The following is a 16,940-nucleotide window of genomic DNA, read 5'->3' as shown; positions in this document are numbered from 1 at the left end:
GGAGGAGAAGGGCACAACGAGGTGCGGTACTACGACAACGTCGTCGAGATGATCGGCAACACCCCGCTGGTACGGCTGCGCAACGTCACGGCCGGGATCCAGGCCACCGTGCTGGCGAAGGTGGAGTACCTCAACCCGGGCGGCTCGGTGAAGGACCGGATCGCGCTGCGGATGGTGGAGGACGCGGAGAAGGCGGGCATCCTCCAGCCGGGCGGCACGATCGTCGAGCCGACCAGCGGCAACACCGGCGTCGGGCTGGCGCTGGTGGCGCAGCTGCGGGGCTACAAGTGCGTCTTCGTCTGCCCCGACAAGGTCAGCCAGGACAAGCAGGACGTGCTGCGCGCGTACGGGGCGGAGGTGGTGGTCTGCCCGACCGCCGTGGCCCCCGAGGACCCGCGCTCCTACTACAACGTCTCCGACCGGCTGGCCCGGGAGATCCCCGGGGCGTGGAAGCCCAACCAGTACAGCAACCCGGCCAACCCGCGCTCGCACTACGAGACGACCGGCCCCGAGCTGTGGGAGCAGACCGGGGGCGAAATCACCCACTTCGTGGCGGGCGTCGGCACCGGCGGCACCATCTCCGGCATCGGGCGCTACCTGAAGGAGGCGTCGGAGGGCCGGGTCAAGGTCGTCGGCGCCGACCCGGAGGGCTCCGTCTACTCCGGCGGCACCGGCCGGCCGTACCTGGTCGAGGGCGTCGGTGAGGACTTCTGGCCGGAGACGTACGACCAGGGTGTCGCCGACGAGATCATCGAGGTCTCCGACAAGGCGTCCTTCGAGATGACCCGGCGGCTGGCCCGCGAGGAGGGGCTGCTGGTCGGCGGCTCCTGCGGGATGGCCGTGGTGGCCGCCCTGGAGGTGGCCCGCGAGGCCGGCCCGGACGACGTGGTCGTGGTGCTGCTGCCGGACAGCGGCAAGGGCTACCTGTCCAAGATCTTCAACGACACCTGGATGGCCCGGTACGGCTTCCTGGACAACTCGGGCACGGAGCCGACGGTCGCCGACGCGCTCTCGGGCAAGCCGGGCGGCCTGCCCGAGCTGGTGCACGTGCACCCGACGGAGACGGTCCGCGACGCGATCGACTACATGCGCGAGTACGGCGTCTCGCAGCTTCCGGTGCTCAAGGCGGAGCCTCCGGTGGTGACCGGCGAGGTGGCCGGCTCGATCGCCGAGAAGGACCTGCTCGACGCGCTCTTCACCGGCCAGGCGCACCTGCACGACACCATCGAGCGGCACATGGCCGAGCCGCTGCCGATGATCGGCGGCGGGCAGCCGGTGAGCGAGGCGGTCGGCCTGCTGGAGAAGTCCGACGCCGCCCTGGTGCTGGTCGACGGCAAGCCGAAGGGCGTCCTCACCCGGCAGGACCTGCTGGCCCACCTCGGCGCCCGCTGACCCGGACGACGTTCGCACGAGGGCCCTCTCCCGGCGGGGGGAGGGCCCTCGCCCGTGCCCGGCTCACCGATGCGCACCGGCCTGTGGCGCCGCCGCGCCCGCGCCGGACGGCGGGCACGGCGGCGCTCAGAGCCGGCGGGCGTACCGGAGCTGGGGCACGACCGCCGGGCCGATGTGTTCGTCGCGTTCGGTGCCCGTGAAGGTCCAGCCGCCGCGCTCGTAGAAGCCCCGGGCGTGCGCGTTGTCCCGCAGCACCCAGAGCACCGCGCGGGACCAGCCACGGGCGCGCATGGCGTCCAGCGCGTCGACCATCAGGGCGCGGCCGGTGCCCCGCCCGCGTTCGGCGGGTTCGAGGTGGATGGCGTTGAGCAGGCCGGTCGCCGGGTCGCCCTCGTCGTCCGGGCCGAGGTAGCTGAAGCCGACCAGCCGGCCGTCGCGCTCGACCACGGTCATCCGGTGCTCGTCCCGCTCCCACGTCCACCGCTCGGTCCAGTACGCGCCCATCGCCTCCGGCGTCGGGTCGGCCAGCGCCTGCGCCGGCAGGAAGGCCGCGTAGGCGGCGACCCGGGAACGCTGGTGCAGCGCGCCCACCGCCATCAGGTCGTCGACGGTGGCGGCGCGCAGGGTGACCGTCACCCGGCCGAGGCTACCCGCCGGGGCGGGACCTGCACGGTCGTCAGGTCCTCGGCGATCACCAGGTCGCCGTCGAAGTGCGCGCGGGCCTCGTCGGCGAAGCGGCGCGGGTCGGCGTACCGCTGGGAGAAGTGGGTGAGCACGAGCCGGCGTACGCCCGACTCGGCCGCCACCCGCGCGGCCTGGCCCGCCGTGAGGTGGCCGACCTCGGCGGCCAGCGCGGCCTCCGAGTCGAGGAACGTCGACTCGATGACCAGCAGGTCGGCGTGCTCGGCGAGGGCGTACACCCCGTCGCAGAGGCCGGTGTCCATGACGAAGGCGAAGCACTGCCCGGGCCGGGGCACGCTCACCTCCTCGCGGGTGACGCGGCGCCCGCCGACGTCGAGGTGGCCGACGCGGATCAGCTCCCCGACCGCCGGCCCGGCGATGCCGTACGCGGCCAGCCGCTCCGGCAGCATCCGGCAGCCGTCCGGCTCGACGAGCCGGTAGCCGTACGTCTCGATCGGGTGCCGCAGCCGGCGGGCCTCCAGCGTGCCGACGCCCAGCGCGATCCGCTGCCCGTCGGCGTCGATCGGCTCGACGCGCAGCTCGGCGGTCTCGTGGAAGCTGGAGGCGTGCCGCAGGCGCGCGAAGTACTCCGCGCCGCCGGCCGGGAAGTGCACCGCCACCGGATGCGGCACCCGGTCCAGCGAGAGCCGCTGGATGGTGCCGGGCAGGCCGAGGCAGTGGTCGCCGTGGAAGTGGGTGACGCAGATCCGGGTCAGGTCGGTGGCGGTGACCGTGGTGTGCAGGAGCTGCCGCTGGCTGCCCTCGCCCGGGTCGAAGAGGATCACCTCGTCGTCCCAGCGCAGCACGTACCCGTTGTGGTTGCGCTGCCGGGTGGGGGCCTGGCTGGCCGTCCCGAGCACCACCAGCTCGCGCATCGACACGGTGACCTCCGGCTGCGTCGACCACCCGGCCTGCGGAAAGGGTCGACCCCCGGGGCTTCCGTGCTCGCGCACGGGCCGGCTGGACTGGGCCGGCACCCCGGGGGTCGGGTGGCTGTCGTGGTTTCGCCGCACCGCTGCCACACGGTCTCGACGATGGTGCTGTGCCCGCCTCGCGGCGGACGAGTTTACTGTCGAGGACAGCGGCTAGCGGACAGCCACCTCACGAGTCCGATTGCTATACAAGTCTGGACCACCTCCTTTCCCGTGTACCGCCACGCTATCCAGCCCTCGCGTTCCGGGCAACGGATTTCGATCACACGGCGTCCGGGAACAGCGGGCCGGCGGTCAGGGGTTCTCGGCGATGCCGATCGGCCCCTCGCGCGGGCCCTCCTCGCTCGCCGGCTGAACAGCCAGGGATGGGAAGTCGGCCAGGTCGCCCTCCGGCTCGGCGTCCCACTCGGGGAAGACCAGGTCGCTCTGGAGGTAGAGGCAGAGCAGCTGGGTGAGCTGGCGCAGGCCCTCCAGGTGGGTGCGCTCGTGCCCGTGGGTGGCGTCCACGCCGAAGCCGAGCAGCGCCACCCGGGCGTGCGCGCCGGCCTCCACGGCCGCCGCCACGTCCGAGCGGTAGTACTCGAAGACGTCGCGGACCAGGTCCACCCCGTGCTCGGCGGCGATCGAGGCCAGGTTGCGGGTCAGGTGGTAGTCGAACGGCCCGACCCCGTCGCCCATCGCCAGCGTGGCCGCGTCCTCGCGGGACTGCTGGCCGGGCGCGACGACCGCCGCGTCCACGGAGACGATCTCCGCCACGTCGGGGTCGAGCCCGTGCGACGCCCCGTGCCCGATCTCCTCGGTCACGGTGACCAGCAGGTGCGCGGTCACCGCCGGGCGTACGCCGGCGTCGACCATCGCCTTGAGCGCGGTGAGGACCGCCGCCACGCCGGCCTTGTCGTCCAGGTGGCGGGACTTGACGTACCCGCTGGGGGTGATCGTCGGGTTCGGCAGGAACGCCACGAAGTCGCCCGCGTCGATGCCGAGGGCACGCAGCCCGGCGATGTCCTCGACCGGCTCGTCCACCCGGACCTCGACGTGCTGCCAGCCGACGCCCTGGAGGTCCACGTCGTCGTTGTAGCGGTGGCCGCTGGCCTTCAACGGCAGCACCTGGCCGGTGATCACCCGCTCCAGGTCGTCGGTGAAGATCCGCACGTGCGCGCCCTCGGCGAACCGGGCGCTGTGCGTACCGATCGTCTTCAGCTCCAGCCGGCCGTTCTCCTTCAGCCGCTTCACCATGCCGCCGATGGTGTCGGTGTGCACCACGATCGCCCGGTCCGCGCCCGTCGAGCGGGGGCCGGGCAGGCAGGCGCTCAGCGCGCCGCGCCGGGTCAGCGTGGAGGGGATGCCGAGCGCGGAGAGCCGCTCGCCGACGTACTGCTGCACGTGGTCCGTACGCCCCGACGGGCTCGGGATCTCCAGCAGCTCCACCAGCACCTGGCGCAGGTAGTCCAGGTCGATCTCCAGGGGCCTCGGGCTCACGCGGCACCTCCCGGGCCGGCCGGGGTCCAGAGCCGCTGCGGCGCCCGGGTGCCGGGGAAGAGCAGGTCCACGAAGCGCTCGGCGGTCGGCTGCGGCTCGTGGTTGGCCAGGCCGGGCCGCTCGTTGGCCTCGATGAACACGTGCTCCGGCCGGTGCGGGGCGCCGACCAGCAGGTCCAGCCCGGTGACCGGGATGTCCAGCGCCCGGCTGGCCGCCACGCACGCCTCGGCGATCGCCGGGTGCAGCTCGGCGGTGACGTCGTGGATGGTGCCGCCGGTGTGCAGGTTCGCGGTCCGGCGTACGGCCAGCACCTGCCCCTCGGGCAGCACGTCGTGCAGCTCGTGGCCGGCCTCGGCGAGCACGTCGCGGGTCATGTCGTCGAGCGGGATCCGGGACTCGCCACCGGTGGCGGCGGCCCGGCGACGGCTCTGCCGCTCGATCAGCTCGGCGATGTCGTGCACGCCGTCGCCGGTGATCGAGGCGGGCCGCCGGACCGCGGCGGCCACCACCTCGTGGTCGATGACGACGACGCGCAGGTCCTCGCCGGCGCGCATCTCCTCGATCAGCACGTCCGGGCAGAACCGGGCGGCCAGCTCGACGGCGGCGGCCAGCGCCTCGGGAGTCCGTACGCCCACCGTGATGCCGTTGCCCTGCTCGCCGCGCGCCGGCTTCACCACCACCCGGCCGACCTCGGCGAGGAAGGCGGTGTCGCTGTCGTCGCCGGTGGCGGTCCGGCCGCGCGGCACCGACAGCCCCGCCTCGGTGAGGATGCGGCGGGTCACCCGCTTGTCGTCGCAGCGGCTCATCGCCACCGCCGAGGTCAGCTCCGACAGCGACTCGCGGGTCAGCACGGTCCGCCCGCCGCTGCTCAGCCGCAGCTCACCCCAGGCCGGGTCGGTGACCTCCACCCGGATGCCGCGCCGCATCGCCTCGTCGGCGACGATCCTCGCGTACGGGTTGAGCTGGTCGTACCCCTGCGGCGTGGCGGGCAGGAAGAGCCGCTCGTTGATCGGGTTCTTCCGCTTCACGCAGAGCGTCGACGTCCGGTAGAAGCCGAGCCGCTCGTAGAGGCGGATCGCCCCGGCGTTCTCGGCGAGCACGGACAGGTCCACGTACGCCCGGCCCCGCTCGACCAGCCGGGCGGCCAGCGCGGTGATCAGCGCCTGGCCGGTGCCCGGCGGCGCGGTGTTGAAGTCGACGGTGAGGCACCACAGGCTGGCGCCGTTCTCCGGGTCGTCGAAGACCGCGACGTGGTCGACGCCGGTGATGGTGCCGACGATCTCGCCGGTGGCGTCCTCGGCGAGCAGGTGCAGGAAGCGGTCGGTGCGCGCGTTGTCGACGAGCACGTCCACTCCGGCGGTGACCATGCCGTTGCGGGCGTAGATCCGGTTCACCGCGTCCGCGTCGGCGGCGTCGGCCAGCGGGCGGATGGTCAGCCCCGGCACGTCGCCGTCACCGGTCGGCCGGTCGCCGCCGAGCGGCAGCCGGTAGGTCAGCGACGGATCGATGAACAGCTCGTCGGGCAGCCGGGACACCAGCACGTGCGGGTCGCGCAGGTAGATGCAGATGTCCCGCGAACCGGCGGCCTCGGAGCGCAGCACGGCGGCGACGGCGGCCTGATCGGCGAAGGTCTGCCCGAAGACGAGCCGCCCCCAGCCGCAGTCCAGCACCACGTCGGTGTCGCCCTCCCGGGTCGGCGGCTCCGCCGGCTCCGGTGCCATCGGATCGCCGCCGGGGCCCACCCGCTCCCGTCGCCGGCCGTTGCGCGACCGGTCGGTCCGGGCCGCTCCTGTCGCCAGGGTGTCGGTCACGGTCAGTCGATTCCGTGGCTCTGGAGCCACATTTCCAGGAGTCCGAGTTGCCACAGCTTGTTTCCGTTCAACGGGGTCAGTTCGGCGTTCGGATCGGCGAGCAGGGCGTCGACGTAGTCGGCGCGGAACAGGTCGCGGCGGCGGGCCTCGGGCGCGGAGAGCGCGTCGCGTACCCGGTCGAGGAGCTTGCCCTCCAGGTGGGTGAGGCCGGGCACGGGGAAGTAGCCCTTCGGCCGGTCGATGACCTCGTGCGGCAGCACCCGGCGGCCGATCTCCTTGAGCACCCCCTTGCCGCCCTGCGCCAGCTTCAGCTCCGGCGGGCAGCTCGCGGCCAGCTCGACGAACTCGTGGTCGAGGAACGGCACCCGGGCCTCCAGCCCGTGCGCCATCGTCATGTTGTCCACCCGCTTGACCGGGTCGTCGGTCAGCATGACCTGGGTGTCGATGCGCAGGCCGGCGTCGACGGCGGTCTCGGCCCCGGCCCGGCCCAGGTGCGCGGCCACGAACTCCCGCGCCGGGTCGCCCTCGGTCAGCCAGGCCGGGTTCAGCACCCGGGCCAGCCCGGCCGCGTCCCGGTCGAAGAAGGCCCCGGCGTACGTGTCGAGCGCCCCGTCCCGGCCGACCCGGGCGAGCGGCGGGTACCAGTGGTAGCCGCCGAGGATCTCGTCCGCGCCCTGGCCGGACTGGACGACCTTGACGTGCTGCGACACCACCTCGCTGAGCAGGTAGAACGCCACGCAGTCGTGGCTGACCATCGGCTCGGACATGGCGGCGACGGCCGCCTCCAGCGGCGGCACCAGGTCGGCGGCGGCCACCCGGATCTGATGGTGGTCGGTGTCGAACGTCTTCGCGACGAGGTCGGAGTAGCGGAACTCGTCGCCCTCCCGGCCGCCGACCGCGTCGAAGCCGATGGAGAAGGTGGAGAGCCCGCGCTGGCCCTCACCGGCGAGCAGGGCGACCACCAGGCTGGAGTCCAGGCCGCCGGAGAGCAGCACGCCGACCGGCACGTCGGCGACCATCCGCCGGCGGACGGCGGTGGTCAGCGACTCCAGCAGGGCGTCCTGCCAGTCCTTCTCGGACCAGCCGGCCCGCTCGGCGCAGCGGGTGAAGGCCGGATCCCAGTAGACCCGCTCGGACGTGCGGCCGTCCGCCTCGTAGACCCGTACGGTCGCCGGGGGCAGCTTGGTGACGCCGCGCAGGATGGTGCGCGGCGGCGGCACGATGCTGTGGAAGCTCAGGTAGTGCGCGAGCGCGACCGGGTCGATGCCCGTGTCGATCCCGCCCCCGGCCAGTAGCGCGGGCAGGGTGCTGGCGAAGCGCACCGCGCCGGGCGTCTCGGCCAGGTAGAGCGGCTTGATGCCGAGCCGGTCCCGGGCCAGCACCAACCGGCCCGTGTCCCGTTCGCTGATCGCCACGGCGAACATGCCGATCAGGTGGTCGACGAAGTCGAGCCCCCACTCGGCGTACGCCTTGAGCACGACCTCGCTGTCGCCGGAGGAGAAGAACCGGTGGCCCTTGGCCTGGAGTTCCTCGCGCAGCTCGCGGTAGTTGTAGATGCACCCGTTGAAGACGCCGGTCAGCCCCGCACCGGGGTCGACCAGCGGTTGCCCGCTCGCGGCGGAGAGGTCGATGATCTTCAGGCGTCGGTGTCCGAGGGCCGTCGGGCCCTGGGCCCAGACGCCGCTGTCGTCGGGCCCCCGGTCGCTCATCGTGGCCGCCATGCGCTCCACCGCCGCCACGTCGGCGCGTGAACCGTCACGGCGGAACTCTCCCGCAAGTCCGCACATGCCAGGCAATGCTGCCAGAGGGCAGCGAGGATTGCCCGTTGGGCTGATAACAGTTTCTTGAAGTTTTGCTACACTGCGCGATTCCGTCACGGCGCGTGTCGACCGCCGTGGCGGACCGCGTCAGGAGTGCCGGGTGGGGCGGTTTCCGCGCCGGGGCAGGTGTGATCGATTGCTCAGTTCCGGGAAGCGCGGAGGCCGGCGCGACTGACGCCGCGCCGGCCCGCGTGATCGTGCCGGTGGTCCCGGTGATCGTGCCGGTGGTCCGCCCCCGGAGGGTTCAGCCCGAGGTGCGGGCGATACCGACCGGGCAGCTCAGCCCGTTCGGGCCGTGGTTGCAGTACCCGTTCGGGTTCTTCGTGGGGGCCAGATACTGCTGGTGGAGATCCTCGGCGAAGTAGTACTCGCCGAGCCGGTCGATCTCCGTGGTGATCTCGCCCTTGCCGGCCCGCGCCACGATCGGCGCGAACGCGTCCCGGGACGCCTGGGCGGTGGCGAGCTGCTCGTCCGTGGTCACGTAGATCGTCGACCGGTACTGGGTGCCCACGTCGTTGCCCTGGCGCATGCCCTGGGTCGGGTCGTGGTTCTCCCAGAAGACCTTCAGCAGGTCCTCGTAGCTGATCGTGGCGGGGTCGTAGACCACCTGGACCACCTCGGCGTGCCCCGTCATGCCCGAGCACACCTCCTCGTACGTCGGGTTCGGCGTGATGCCGCCCGCGTAGCCGGCGGACGTGGTGATCACGCCCGGCAGGGTCCAGAACAGCCGCTCGGCGCCCCAGAAACAGCCCATGCCGAACACGGCCACCTGCGAGCCCTCCGGGAAGGGACCCTTGAGCGGGGCGCCCAGCACCTCGTGCCGGTCCGCGATCGGCATCGCGATCAGGCGACCCGGCAGGGCCTGGTCGGAGGTGGGCAGTTCGGCCTTCATGCGGCGCAGGAACACGGTGGGACTCCTCTCGTACCTCTCCCAGCGTGCAACACCGCCGGACCCGCCTTCCTTACCCGCTCCACCCGCACTCAGACGGATCCGGCGGACGGAGCGTGAGATACGGCGCTGCTGCCACTACCGTCCCGCGCCCGATGTCGCTCGACCCGAGGCGGTACCCGGCGGGCCGTCTGATGCCGCGTCTCACACGGGCGACGTACCAGACAGCCACCCGAATTGTCTTCCTAGTCACCGACGCGATCCACGAACGCCGGTCCAGTCAGAGGTGATCAGGACCCCATGGACGCCATAACGGCCGCGTAACGTCCATGGCGTCCTGATCACCTTGATGCTTGCGTTTTCGGGCGGCAGGCGCTCGGCGCGGGGGGACTGGGCGTCTGGCGGTTGAGGTTTGGGGCATGGGCGGGACATCGGGCATGGGATGGGCGTCGAGGGTCGGGTGCCTTGGGGTCGAGGGAGAAGCATGCGAGGAATGCGGCCGGGCGGAGCGGAGCGGTCCCGTCAAGGTCGAGGCGGCGGGGCCGGCGGGGTTTCGGTCGTCCGGATCTGGCCCGAGGCCGACGAGGGGTTGGCCCGGTCACTGCTTGCGGTGCAGCACGCGGCGTACGCCGTCGAGGCCGCGCTGATCGGCGATGACCGCATCCCGCCGCTGCACGAGACCCTCGCCGACGTCCGGGCGATGCCCCTGCACTGGCTCGGGGCCCGCTCCGGTTCGCGGTTGATCGGGGCGGTCGGCTGGACCGAGGACGACACGACCGTCGACATCGATCGTCTGGTGGTCGACCCGGCCGCGCACCGGCGCGGCGTCGGGCGGGCGTTGGTGGGCGCTGTGCTGGCCCGTGCCGGCGCCCGCCGCGTCGTCGTCGCCACCGGCCGGGACAACCGCCCGGCCCGACAGCTCTACGAGTCGCTCGGTTTCGCCTCCACGGGGGCCGAGGAAGTCCTTCCCCACCTCTGGATCGCCCGCTACGCGCGGTGACCCACGAGGTCATGGTTGGTTCCGGCGCCTGGTAGGGCCGTGCCCGCGTCCAGGATCGGGAGCGCCCCGGACGGTCTCGCGCCCCGGGTCGCGCCCCACGTCGCGCCGCGTCCCGCGCCACCCCACGTCGCGCCGCGTCCCGCGCCACCCCACGTCGCGCCGGGCCCCGCGTCGGCCCACGTCGCCCCGCGGCCCGCGTCGCCTCGCGTCGTCAGGTGGCGGGGCGGAGGGCTGCGGTGATGCGGGCGGCGTAGGTCCCGGCCTCGGCGTCGTCCGCGTAGCGGGTGCGCGGCCAGAAGAAGCCCCGCAGGCCGTCGCCCTTGGTACGCGGCACCACGTGGGTGTGCAGGTGCGGGACGGACTGGGACACCTTGTTGTTCATCGCCACGAACGTCCCACCGGCGTCCGTGCCGGTCTCCACGGCGACCGCGAGCCGCCGCACCAGGCCGAAGTAGCCTGCCAGCGCCTCGGCGGGCAGGTCGGCCAGCGTGACCAGGTGCGTGCGCGGCACCACCAACACGTGCCCCTTGAAGACCGGCCGGGTGTCCAGGAACGCCATCCCGTCGGGCTCGTCGGCGACCCGGAAGGCGGGGACCTCGCCCGCCACGATCCCGCAGAACACGCACCCGCTCATCCGTCCAGGCTATGCCGCAGGTCCGGCGCGGGAGACGCCTGCCGCGCCGGGCCGTCGGGTCGTCGGGCCGGACCCGACAGCACCGTTCCGTTCCAGCCCTCGGGACGGGGGATTAGCCTCACGGGATGAGTCACGGCTTCGACACGCTCGCCATCCACGCCGGCCAGGACCCCGAGGCCCGCACCGGCGCGGTGATCCCACCGATCTACCAGACCAGCACCTACGCCCAGGACGCCGTCGGCGCGCCCCGGCTGGGCTACGAGTACAGCCGCTCCGGCAACCCGACCCGCGACGCCCTCCAGGAGTGCCTCGCCGCGCTGGAGGGCGGCCCGGTCGGGCTCGCCTTCGCCAGCGGCCTGGCCGCCGAGGACACCCTGCTGCGTACCGTCTGCAAGCCGGGCGACCACGTGGTGATCCCCGACGACGCGTACGGCGGCACGTACCGGCTCTTCGCCCGGGTGGCCGAGCGCTGGGGGCTGGACTTCACCCCGGCGAAGGTCTCCGACCCCGACGCGATCCGGGCCGCCGTCGAGCCGGGCCGGACCCGGATCGTCTGGGTGGAGACGCCCACCAACCCGCTGCTCGGCATCGCCGACATCGCCGCGCTGGCCGGTGTCGCGCACGACGCGGGCGCCCTGCTGGTCGTCGACAACACGTTCGCCTCGCCGTACCTCCAGCAGCCGATCGCGCACGGCGCGGACGTGGTGGTGCACTCGACCACCAAGTACATCGGCGGCCACTCCGACGTGGTCGGTGGCGCGCTGGTCGCGGCCGACGCCGGGCTCGGCGAGGAACTGCGCTACCACCAGAACGCGATGGGCGCGATCAACGGCCCCTTCGACGCGTGGCTCACCCTGCGCGGCATCAAGACCCTGGGCGTACGCATGGACCGGCACTGCGACAACGCCGAGCGGATCGCGGCCTACCTGGACGGGCACGCCAAGGTCGGTCAGGTCATCTACCCGGGGCTGCCCGCGCACCCGGGCCACGAGGTGGCCGCGAAGCAGATGCGCCGCTTCGGCGGCATGATCTCGTTCCGGGCCGCCGGCGGCGAGGAGCACGCCGTCGAGATCTGCAACCGGACGAAGCTCTTCATCCTCGCCGAGTCGCTCGGCGGCGTGGAATCCCTGATCGAGCACCCGGGCCGGATGACACACGCAAGTGCTGCCGGCTCGCCGCTTGAAGTTCCCGGCGATCTCGTGCGACTGTCTGTCGGCATCGAGACGGTCGACGACCTGCTCGCCGATCTGGAGCAGGCGCTGGGCTGACCGCTGGCTGGGAGGGTGGCCGTGCAGGACATCATGCCGACCTGGGTGGGGGCGACCGCAAAGCAGATCGCCCGGGGCGTACGCCGGGGCGACGTCACGGCCACCCAGGTCGTCGCCGACCACCTGGACCACATCGCCCGGGTCGACGCCGACCTCGCCGCGTTCCGTGCGGTACGCGGCGGGGAGGCGATCACCGAGGCGGAGAAGGTCGACGAGCAGGAGGACCTGGCCAACCTGCCGCTGGCCGGGGTGCCGGTGGCGGTCAAGGAGAACACCGCCGTGGCCGGGCTGCCCACCTGGAACGGGTCGGCCGCGGTGCGTACGCCGGTGGCCGAGGCCGACCACGAGGTGGTCCGGCGGCTGCGCGGCGCCGGCGCGGTGATCCTCGGGGTGACCCGGATGCCGGAGCTCGGCCTCTGGGGCATCACCGACGACGAGACGGCCGTGACCCGCAACCCCTGGGACACCCGGCGTACCCCCGGCGGCTCGTCCGGCGGCGCGGCCGCCGCCGTCGCCGCCGGCCTGGTGCCGATCGCCCACGGCAACGACGGCCTCGGCTCGATCCGCATCCCGGCCGCCTGCTGCGGCCTGGTCGGGCTCAAGCCGGGCCGGGGGGTGGTCCCGTGCCAGCTCGGCGCGGACGACTGGTTCGGGCTCACCGAGCACGGCATGCTGACCAGCACGGTCGCCGACGCGGCCGTCGGCTTCTCGGTGCTGGCCGGCCGCCGCCCGGACAAGCTGGTGCCGCCGCAGCGGCTGCGGGTGGGCGTCTCGCTCCGCTCGCCCGTGCGCGGCGTGCACGCCGACGCGCCCAACCGGGACGCGGTCGCCGCCGCCGGCCGGCTGCTCGCGGGCGCGGGCCACGACACCGTGCCGGCCGACCCGGTCTACCCGACGGCGTTGGGCCTGCAGGGCATCGCCACCTGGTTCGCCGCGGCGGCCGCCGACGTCCGCGCCGCCGGGTTGGACCGGCGGGGCCTCCAGCGGCGCAGCCGCCGGCACGTCGCCCTCGGCGAGTGGGCGCAGCGGCGGGGGTACGTCCGGGAGGCCGACCGGGCCGCCTGGCGCGAGCGCTCGATCGGCTTCTTCGCCGACCACTCGGTCGACCTGCTGCTCACGCCCGCCCTGGCGACCGCGCCGCCGGAGGCCACGGGCTGGTCCGGCCGGTCCTGGCGGGCGAACATGCTGGCCAGCGTCAGGTATGCCCCGTTCGCCGCCCCGTGGAACATCGCCGGACTGCCCGCGCTCGTGGTGCCGGTCGGCCGCCGCCCGGACGGGCTGCCGGTCGCGGTGCAGCTGATCGGCCCGCCCGGCAGCGAGCTGCTGCTCCTCGGCGTCGCCGGCCAGTTCGAGATGCAGGCTCCCTGGTCCCGCCACGCCCCCGGCTACCCCCGGATCCCGGCTCCCGTCTGAGGGGTGGCGTGCGCGCGCTGGCGCGGGTGGCGGGTGGCACGATCAGGGCATGACGGAACTGGTCGGTCTCGCCGACGTACGGGCCGCGCGGGAACTTCTCGCCGGCGTCGTCCGCACCACCCCGCTGGAGCCCTCCCGGCCGCTCAGCGCGGCGCTGGGCGGGCCGACGTGGCTCAAGTGCGAGAACCTGCAACGCGCCGGCTCGTACAAGGTCCGCGGCGCGTACGTGCGGATCTCCCGGCTGTCGGAGGCGGAGCGGGCCCACGGGGTGGTCGCGGCGAGCGCCGGCAACCACGCCCAGGGGGTCGCGCTCGCCGCCGGCCTCGTCGGTACGCACGCCACGGTCTTCATGCCGGTGAACGCGCCCCTGCCGAAGGTGGCCGCCACCAAGGGCTACGGCGCCCAGGTCGAGCTGGTCGGCAACACCGTCGACGAGTCCCTGGTCGCGGCGCAGACCTACGCCGAGCGGACCGGCGCGACGCTGATCCACCCGTTCGACCACCGGGACGTGATCGCCGGCCAGGGCACGGTGGCCCTGGAGATCCTCGAACAGTGCCCCGAGGTCAGGACGATCATCACGGGGGTGGGCGGCGGCGGGCTGGTCTCCGGCATGGCGGTGGCGGCCAAGGCGCTGCGGCCCGACGTGCGGATCATCGGGGTGCAGGCCGCCGGCGCCGCCGCCTTCCCGCCCTCCCTGGTGGCCGGCGAGCCGGTACGCCTCCCGTCGTTCGGCACCATCGCGGACGGCATCGCCGTCGGCCGGCCGGGGGAACTCACCTTCACCCACGTCCGCAAGCTGGTGGACGAGATCGTCACGGTCTCCGAGGAGGACATCTCCCGGGCGCTGCTGATGCTGCTGGAGCGGGGCAAGCAGGTGGTCGAGCCGGCCGGCGCGGTGGGCGTGGCCGCGCTGCTGGCGGGCGTCGTCGAGGTGCAGGCGCCGGTGGTGGCGGTGCTCTCCGGCGGCAACATCGACCCGCTGCTGATGCTGCGGGTGATCGAGCACGGCCTCGCCGCCGCCGGGCGCTACCTGCGGGTGACGGTGCGCTGCTCGGACCGCCCCGGCCAGCTCGCGTCGCTGCTCGGCCAGATCGCCGAGCACCGGGCGAACGTGGTGGACGTGGAGCACCAACGGGCCAATCCGCACCTGCGCCTGGGCGAGGTGGAGGTGGCCCTGTCGGTGGAGACCCGGGGGGTCGAACACTCCGACACGCTGATCAGCGCGTTGCGGGCCAGCGGCTACCAGGTGGTCTTCGCCGGCGAGGCGTGACACCGGGGCCGGTGTCACGCCTCGTCTCTGGCGGCAGGGTGTCCGCCCCGTCGCGCCGAGCAGCGCGGTCGCATGTCGTTGCCGCCTGGCCGGACCGGTGCCCGGGCGGCCGTGTCGCCCGCCCGGCCCGCCCCGGCCGGGCGGCGGGGGCTCAGCCGGCGAACGGCTCGAAGCTGACCACGGTCACCTTGATGTCGGCCCCGCTCGGGGCGGTGTAGGTGCAGGTCTGGCCGGCCCGGCCGCCCAGGATCGCCTGGCCCAGCGCCGACTCCGGGCTGTAGACCGTCAGCTCGGTGGTCGACGCGATCTCCCGGGAACCGAGCAGGAAGGTCTCGGTGTCGTCCTTGTCGTCGTCGAAGAAGATCGTCACGACCATGCCGGGCGACACCACGTCGGCGGCCTGCGCCCCGCCCACCTTGGCGGTGCGGAGCAGCTCCTTGAGGTAGAGGATGCGCCCCTCGGCCTTGCCCTGCTCCTCGCGGGCGGCGTGGTAGCCACCGTTCTCCCGCAGGTCGCCCTCCTCGCGGCGGGCGTTGATCTCGGCGGCGATGACCGGCCGGTTGGCGATCAACTCGTCGAGCTCGGCCTGGAGCCGGTCGAATGCGTCCTGGGACAGCCAGGTGGCGGGCGCCTCGTTGCCAGTGGACACAGGCGGTCTCCTCGTTCGTGCGTGCTGGCTGACAGGTGAACTTCCAAGTTACCAGTGCCGTACGACACAGGGTGCGCTCGAACACCGGCGGTGCCGCCGGCATCCGGGCCGCCGAGGGTGTCCCACGCGCGTCCGGCCCGCGTCGTGGCCGCTCAGCCCACGGGCCGGCAGCGCAGCACCTCGCCGACGAAGGGCCGGGCGGTGGTGGCCACCCGGTGCTGCGCGGTCACCTGCCGCTGGTCGGGCCGGGCGGTGACCGTCACCTCTTCCCGGCCCACCTCGGCGCCGTCGCGGTCCCGGGCGCGCAGCAGGCAGACCGCCGAGCCGCCCTTTGGCACGGTGACCCGGAAGTCGACCACCACCTGGCTGTCGGTGATCCCCGTGTAGGTGATCACCTCGGCGTCGTAGTTCGGGTCGCCGTACTGCCGGTAGAGCCGCACCGCGACCAGGGTCATGACGGCCACCAGGGCGACCACCAGCAGCGCCACCAGCAGCGGCCGGCGGCGCCCGGGCTCCCGGCGGCGGCCGTACCGGCCCGGCGGGAAGGCCGGCGCGCCCGGTGGAAGTGTGGCGTGCGTCTCGGTCACCGGCGGGTATCTCCTGGCGTCGTTGTCGGGGGCATCGGCAAGAATGGCAGGGTTCCATCTTCCCAGCCCGTCCCGTCGTCAAATATGACAGGTCGGCACCGGCAGGTCCCGGCGCGGGGGGAAGATTCCGGCAGGTCAGCCGGGCGGTCCCGCGGGGGGTCCGCCGGGGCCAGAGACGAGGAGCGCCGACGTTGGCAGAGCAACTGCGACTGATGGCCGTCCACGCACACCCCGACGACGAGTCGAGCAAGGGTGCCGCGACCATGGCGAAATACGTCGCCGAGGGCGTGGACGTCCTGGTGGTCACGTGCACCGGCGGCGAGCGCGGCAGTGTGCTGAACCCGAAGATGGACCGGCCGGACGTCTGGGCCAACATCGCCGACGTCCGCCGGGCGGAGATGGACGCCGCGCGGGCGATCCTCGGCGTCGAGCAGGCGTGGCTCGGCTTCGTCGACTCGGGCCTGCCCGAGGGCGACCCGCTGCCGCCGCTGCCCGAGGGCTGCTTCGCCCTCCAGGACGTCGAGGTGGCGGCCGGCCCGCTGGTGCGGCTGATGCGCCAGTTCCGTCCGCACGTCGTCACCACCTACGACGAGGAGGGCGGCTACCCGCACCCCGACCACATCATGACCCACAAGGTCAGCGTGGCCGCGTTCGAGGCCGCCGGCGACCCGGAGCGCTATCCGGAGCTGGGCGAGCCGTGGCAGCCGCTCAAGCTCTACTACGACATCGGCTTCTCCAAGGGCAAGATCATGGCGCTGCACGAGACGCTGCTCGCCGCCGGTCTGACGTCGCCCTACGAGGAGTGGATCAAGCGCTGGGAGGACCGCCCCGACAAGGGTCCCCGGATCACGACCCGGGTCGAGTGCGCCGACTACTTCCCGGTCCGCGACGACGCGCTGCGCGCCCACGCCACCCAGATCGACCCGGACGGCTTCTGGTTCCAGGTGCCGATGGAGATGCAGCGGCGCGCGTGGCCGACGGAGGACTTCGAGCTGGTGCGCTCGCTCGTCGACAGCCCGCTGCCCGAGTCGGACCTCTTCGCCGGGGTACGCGAGACGGCCCATGCCCGCTGATCCGGGACGGGGCTACCCTGGTCACCAACCGCACACCGGAGG

Annotated in this window: 15 protein-coding genes; 6 read left to right on the top strand and 9 right to left on the bottom strand. The window is 73.4% G+C overall.

The genetic code is table 11. From position 1 onward, the window contains the following. Positions 1–21 precede the first annotated feature (21 nt). Positions 22–1,392: a cystathionine beta-synthase gene (locus tag DER29_RS06630; RefSeq protein ID WP_121396527.1), complete on the top strand. Its 1,371-nt coding sequence runs from the start codon at positions 22–24 to the stop codon at positions 1,390–1,392. Between the two features lie 126 nt (positions 1,393–1,518). Here DER29_RS06630 and DER29_RS06625 read toward each other — a convergent pair whose 3' ends face one another. The 6 genes from DER29_RS06625 to msrA form a co-directional block, all read right to left on the bottom strand. After that, on the bottom strand, positions 1,519–2,028 hold the full coding sequence (locus tag DER29_RS06625) for a GNAT family N-acetyltransferase (RefSeq protein WP_121396526.1): 510 nt from the start codon (positions 2,026–2,028) through the stop codon (positions 1,519–1,521). Further along, positions 2,025–2,954, bottom strand: coding sequence for a ribonuclease Z (locus DER29_RS06620; RefSeq protein ID WP_121396525.1), 930 nt, complete (start codon positions 2,952–2,954; stop codon positions 2,025–2,027). Before DER29_RS06620 ends, DER29_RS06625 begins: the two co-directional genes overlap by 4 nt. Before the next feature lie 345 nt (positions 2,955–3,299). Next, positions 3,300–4,484 carry an osmoprotectant NAGGN system M42 family peptidase gene (locus tag DER29_RS06615; protein ID WP_121396524.1) on the bottom strand — a complete coding sequence of 395 codons (1,185 nt, stop codon included), beginning with the start codon at positions 4,482–4,484 and terminating at the stop codon, positions 3,300–3,302. Beyond that, positions 4,481–6,295, bottom strand: a complete 1,815-nt coding sequence (gene ngg, locus DER29_RS06610; protein ID WP_121396523.1) for an N-acetylglutaminylglutamine synthetase — start codon at positions 6,293–6,295, stop codon at positions 4,481–4,483. Before ngg ends, DER29_RS06615 begins: the two co-directional genes overlap by 4 nt. Positions 6,296–6,297: 2 nt before the next feature. Beyond that, a complete protein-coding gene (locus DER29_RS06605; RefSeq protein ID WP_121396522.1) occupies positions 6,298–8,082 on the bottom strand; it encodes an N-acetylglutaminylglutamine amidotransferase in 1,785 nt (594 codons plus the stop codon). A gap of 277 nt (positions 8,083–8,359) precedes the next feature. After that, a complete protein-coding gene (gene msrA / locus DER29_RS06600; protein ID WP_121396521.1) occupies positions 8,360–9,022 on the bottom strand; it encodes a peptide-methionine (S)-S-oxide reductase MsrA in 663 nt (220 codons plus the stop codon). A 592-nt stretch (positions 9,023–9,614) separates the two neighbouring features. Between msrA and DER29_RS06595 the strand changes: the two genes are divergently transcribed. Then, the gene (locus DER29_RS06595) at positions 9,615–10,004 is read left to right on the top strand and encodes a GNAT family N-acetyltransferase (protein WP_199729148.1); all 390 of its coding nucleotides are present in this window, start codon (positions 9,615–9,617) and stop codon (positions 10,002–10,004) included. 211 nt (positions 10,005–10,215) lie between these two features. Here DER29_RS06595 and DER29_RS06590 read toward each other — a convergent pair whose 3' ends face one another. After that, positions 10,216–10,638, bottom strand: a complete 423-nt coding sequence (locus DER29_RS06590) for an HIT family protein (RefSeq protein ID WP_121396519.1) — start codon at positions 10,636–10,638, stop codon at positions 10,216–10,218. Positions 10,639–10,763: 125 nt separating this feature from the next. Between DER29_RS06590 and DER29_RS06585 the strand changes: the two genes are divergently transcribed. The 3 genes from DER29_RS06585 to ilvA are packed head-to-tail and all read left to right on the top strand — an operon-like array spanning position 10,764 to position 14,589. Beyond that, positions 10,764–11,906, top strand: a complete 1,143-nt coding sequence (locus DER29_RS06585) for a cystathionine gamma-synthase (RefSeq protein WP_121396518.1) — start codon at positions 10,764–10,766, stop codon at positions 11,904–11,906. Between the two features lie 15 nt (positions 11,907–11,921). Next, a complete protein-coding gene (locus tag DER29_RS06580; RefSeq protein WP_121396517.1) occupies positions 11,922–13,319 on the top strand; it encodes an amidase in 1,398 nt (465 codons plus the stop codon). A 49-nt stretch (positions 13,320–13,368) separates the two neighbouring features. After that, the gene (gene ilvA / locus DER29_RS06575; protein ID WP_121396516.1) at positions 13,369–14,589 is read left to right on the top strand and encodes a threonine ammonia-lyase; all 1,221 of its coding nucleotides are present in this window, start codon (positions 13,369–13,371) and stop codon (positions 14,587–14,589) included. Between the two features lie 151 nt (positions 14,590–14,740). On the opposite strand, the gene greA is transcribed toward ilvA, so the two are convergent. Next, positions 14,741–15,238, bottom strand: a complete 498-nt coding sequence (greA, locus tag DER29_RS06570; RefSeq protein ID WP_121396515.1) for a transcription elongation factor GreA — start codon at positions 15,236–15,238, stop codon at positions 14,741–14,743. 152 nt (positions 15,239–15,390) lie between these two features. Continuing rightward, on the bottom strand, positions 15,391–15,825 hold the full coding sequence (locus DER29_RS06565; RefSeq protein ID WP_121396514.1) for a DUF4307 domain-containing protein: 435 nt from the start codon (positions 15,823–15,825) through the stop codon (positions 15,391–15,393). 191 nt (positions 15,826–16,016) lie between these two features. Here DER29_RS06565 and mca point away from each other — a divergent pair, with 191 nt between their 5' ends. Beyond that, positions 16,017–16,898 carry a mycothiol conjugate amidase Mca gene (gene mca / locus DER29_RS06560; RefSeq protein ID WP_121396513.1) on the top strand — a complete coding sequence of 294 codons (882 nt, stop codon included), beginning with the start codon at positions 16,017–16,019 and terminating at the stop codon, positions 16,896–16,898. Positions 16,899–16,940 lie beyond the last annotated feature (42 nt).

The organism is Micromonospora sp. M71_S20 (assembly GCF_003664255.1).
Lineage (GTDB): Bacteria > Actinomycetota > Actinomycetes > Mycobacteriales > Micromonosporaceae > Micromonospora.
The sequence above is the reverse complement of the archived record's forward strand: the minus strand, read 5'-3'. Positions and strand labels throughout refer to the sequence as shown.